Raw genomic sequence first — 2804 nt, 5'->3', positions numbered from 1 at the left:
ATGAGCTGCATCAACTCCATCACATGAAAATTATCCTGAAAGATGTGGTATGAACCCTTCACCAAAAATGATACCTGGTTAATGACAATGTTAATCATGAATTTACGCCACAGGGCTAGCTCCATATTTTCAGGAATTTCATAAGGGATGCCCGCCTGATCAAATAAAGCAGCCACAGCCTGCACCTTTGCAGATTTAATGGTGTTTAATGCTTCGCCAAAAACAAACTTACCAATAGACTTATAAGAGACACGGTTATCCCGGCGAACAGCATCCATGTAAACAATACTGTATAAAACATGTTCCTCCCCTATCTGTTGCGCAATTCTCCCTACACTATCAATACCATTCAATAAAGATAATATTTGCGTATTGGGGCCTACAAAAGGTTTTAACTCTTCAATGGCCTGGTCTAAATGATAACTTTTTACCCCCACAATAATCAAGTCTGCTTTCTCAGTAGACTGTGCTGGCGTTACATAAGAAAAGTCGTAACGCTTTTCATTTACATAAATGCCATTTTCAGTATAGCGCTGCAACCGTACATCGTTAACAATAACTTTAACCAATTCAGGGTTGAAATCGTAAATTTTTGAAGCATATTTTGCTCCAATAGCGCCTAAACCAATGAAATAAACAGAATTGATGGAGTTGTTATTCATGGTGCAAAGTTAAATAAACTTGGTTTTGTTTTTAAATCGGGCAGTATTACTATTACAAATGAAGGCTTCAAAACAAAATCATGAGCTAAAGCACAATTTTACAGCATTTTAAGGAGCATCCACCAGACGGAAAACGAACTTCACGCTGTCATATTTAATAGGAACCTCAGCACTAAAAAAAGGTATTTCTAAATAAACACGCTGCAAACCCTCCCCCATAACCAGGGTATTGTTCTTTTTTAATAAGGAAATAGCCTTTCTTTTCCATTCCAGTCCGTAATGAAAATAGTGGTAATCACCAAGCAAGGTATCGCCCTTCACATCGCCTTTTACATCGCCAGAATCCTTATACCTGTTATTAAAATTGATTTCAAGTTTGCCTTTAAAACGAGCATCGGTAATCAAAACCTTAAGCCAGGCCGTATCAGTACCGTCGATGGCGATATAAGATCGTTTTGCATGTTTTTTCTCTGCCTCCTTAGACGTACAACCAAACAAGGATAGAAATAACAGCACGGTATAAAATAAAAAGTATCTGTGTATCATAAAATGTGTATTCGGCATATTTGAAATTCATATTGCCTATTTAAGCTATTACAAGGAGTTTTAACTAACGTTTTCGAAGATAGAAATTTTAAGGCAGCTATTTGACAGGTTTGGGTGAGTCCACAGTGAGTCCACCATGAGTCCACGGTGAGTCCACGTTTTACCGAACAAAGGGTGGACTGAGTGTGGACTCATGGTGGATTGGATGCGCTTTCATTATAACGTGTAACTCAGCAGTCCCTTAACTTATATTACAGTGTTTGAACATTATTCAAACTCCTCAAGCAGACAAAGGTTGACAGTAAATTGAGGATTGCCACACAATTTAAACATGTATTTGTTACCCAAATATAATAAAAGAGCATATACATGATAAATGAGCCCTATCAAGATAAAAAACATGCTTAGAAATGGGGCATTCGCATTTCATGGTTCTTGAAAATGGTATATTCGCCAAAAGTTTAAAGCGTAAAAAATTGATAAATATGGAAAATATTGAAGTGAAAGCATACGGGACAGAAGCTGCAGAAGCTCCATTAAAGCCACTAAATATACAACGAAGAGAATTGACCTCTAAAGACGTTGAAATTGACATTTTGTTTTGTGGGGTATGCCATTCAGATCTGCATACAGCAAGGAATGACTGGGGAGGGTCGATGTATCCTGTGGTTCCGGGGCATGAAATTGTGGGTAGAATAACCAAAGTTGGTAGTGATGTCAGCAAATTTAAAGTTGGCGACATGGCTGCTGTGGGTTGTATGGTAGATTCTTGTCAGACATGTGCAAGCTGTGCCCAAGATTTAGAGCAATATTGTGAGAATGGCTTTACCGGAACTTATAACGGTATGGACAGACATACAGGAGGACACACTTTTGGCGGTTACTCCGAAAAAGTGGTGGTAGATGAGCACTTTGTTTTAACTGTGCCAGAAAATCTTGATCCGGCGGCAGCTGCACCCCTACTTTGTGCGGGTATTACCACATGGTCGCCTTTAAGACACTGGAAAGTGCAAGAAGGAAGTACTATTGCTGTGGTTGGTTTAGGTGGACTTGGCCACATGGCTATTAAGCTGGCAAAAGCCCTTGGCGCACATGTTACGCTTTTCTCCAGATCTCCGGAAAAAGAAAAAGATGCCCTTGAATTAGGTGCTGATGCAGTGGTGATCTCTACAGATCCTATACAGATGACAAGTGTAAACAGAAAATTTGATTTAATTATTGATACTGTTCCTTACGTACATGATTTAAATTTGTACATACCTAGTTTAAACATCAATGGTACCTTAGTTTTAGTAGGCTTCCTGGGCAATGTAGATCCTTTGTTGAACACTGTGCCGTTGATTTTAGGTAGAAAATCTGTGGCAGGCTCTTTAATTGGTGGTATTGCAGAAACACAAGAAATGCTAGATTTCTGTGGCAAGCACCAGATTGTTTCTGAAATTGAGATGATCAAGATTCAGGATATCAATGAGGCTTATGAGCGCATGTTAAAAAGCGATGTCCGTTACCGCTTTGTAATTGATATGGCTTCGTTAAAAAGCTAATTATTTGAAATAAAGCAAATGGCCAGTGATGTAAATTACTGGCCATTTGCTT

General features: G+C 38.7%; 3 protein-coding genes. 1 reads left to right on the top strand and 2 read right to left on the bottom strand.

The annotated features are described in order from the left end of the window. Together ACR2F7_RS07500 and ACR2F7_RS07495 are read right to left on the bottom strand one after the other, a co-directional pair. Positions 1-662, bottom strand: a 662-nt coding sequence (locus ACR2F7_RS07500; protein ID WP_432712965.1) for a ketopantoate reductase family protein, incomplete at its 3' end; no start/stop codon positions are given. 108 nt (positions 663-770) lie between these two features. Next, entirely contained in the window at positions 771-1208 is a 438-nt protein-coding gene (locus ACR2F7_RS07495) for a hypothetical protein (protein WP_432712964.1), read from the bottom strand. 485 nt (positions 1209-1693) lie between these two features. Here ACR2F7_RS07495 and ACR2F7_RS07490 point away from each other — a divergent pair, with 485 nt between their 5' ends. Next, the gene (locus tag ACR2F7_RS07490; RefSeq protein ID WP_432712963.1) at positions 1694-2752 is read left to right on the top strand and encodes an NAD(P)-dependent alcohol dehydrogenase; all 1059 of its coding nucleotides are present in this window, start codon (positions 1694-1696) and stop codon (positions 2750-2752) included. The last annotated feature ends 52 nt before the right edge of the window (positions 2753-2804 follow it).

Source organism: Pedobacter sp. (assembly GCF_045628745.1).
Lineage (GTDB): Bacteria > Bacteroidota > Bacteroidia > Sphingobacteriales > Sphingobacteriaceae > Pedobacter.
This window is presented reverse-complemented; position numbering and strand designations above follow the sequence as displayed.

Coding starts and splice junctions, on each gene's coding strand:
- ACR2F7_RS07490 (WP_432712963.1), top strand. CDS start 1,694: ATGGAAAATATTGAAGTGAAAGCATACGGGACAGAAGCTGCAGAAGCT.
- ACR2F7_RS07495 (WP_432712964.1), bottom strand. CDS start 1,208: ATGATACACAGATACTTTTTATTTTATACCGTGCTGTTATTTCTATCC.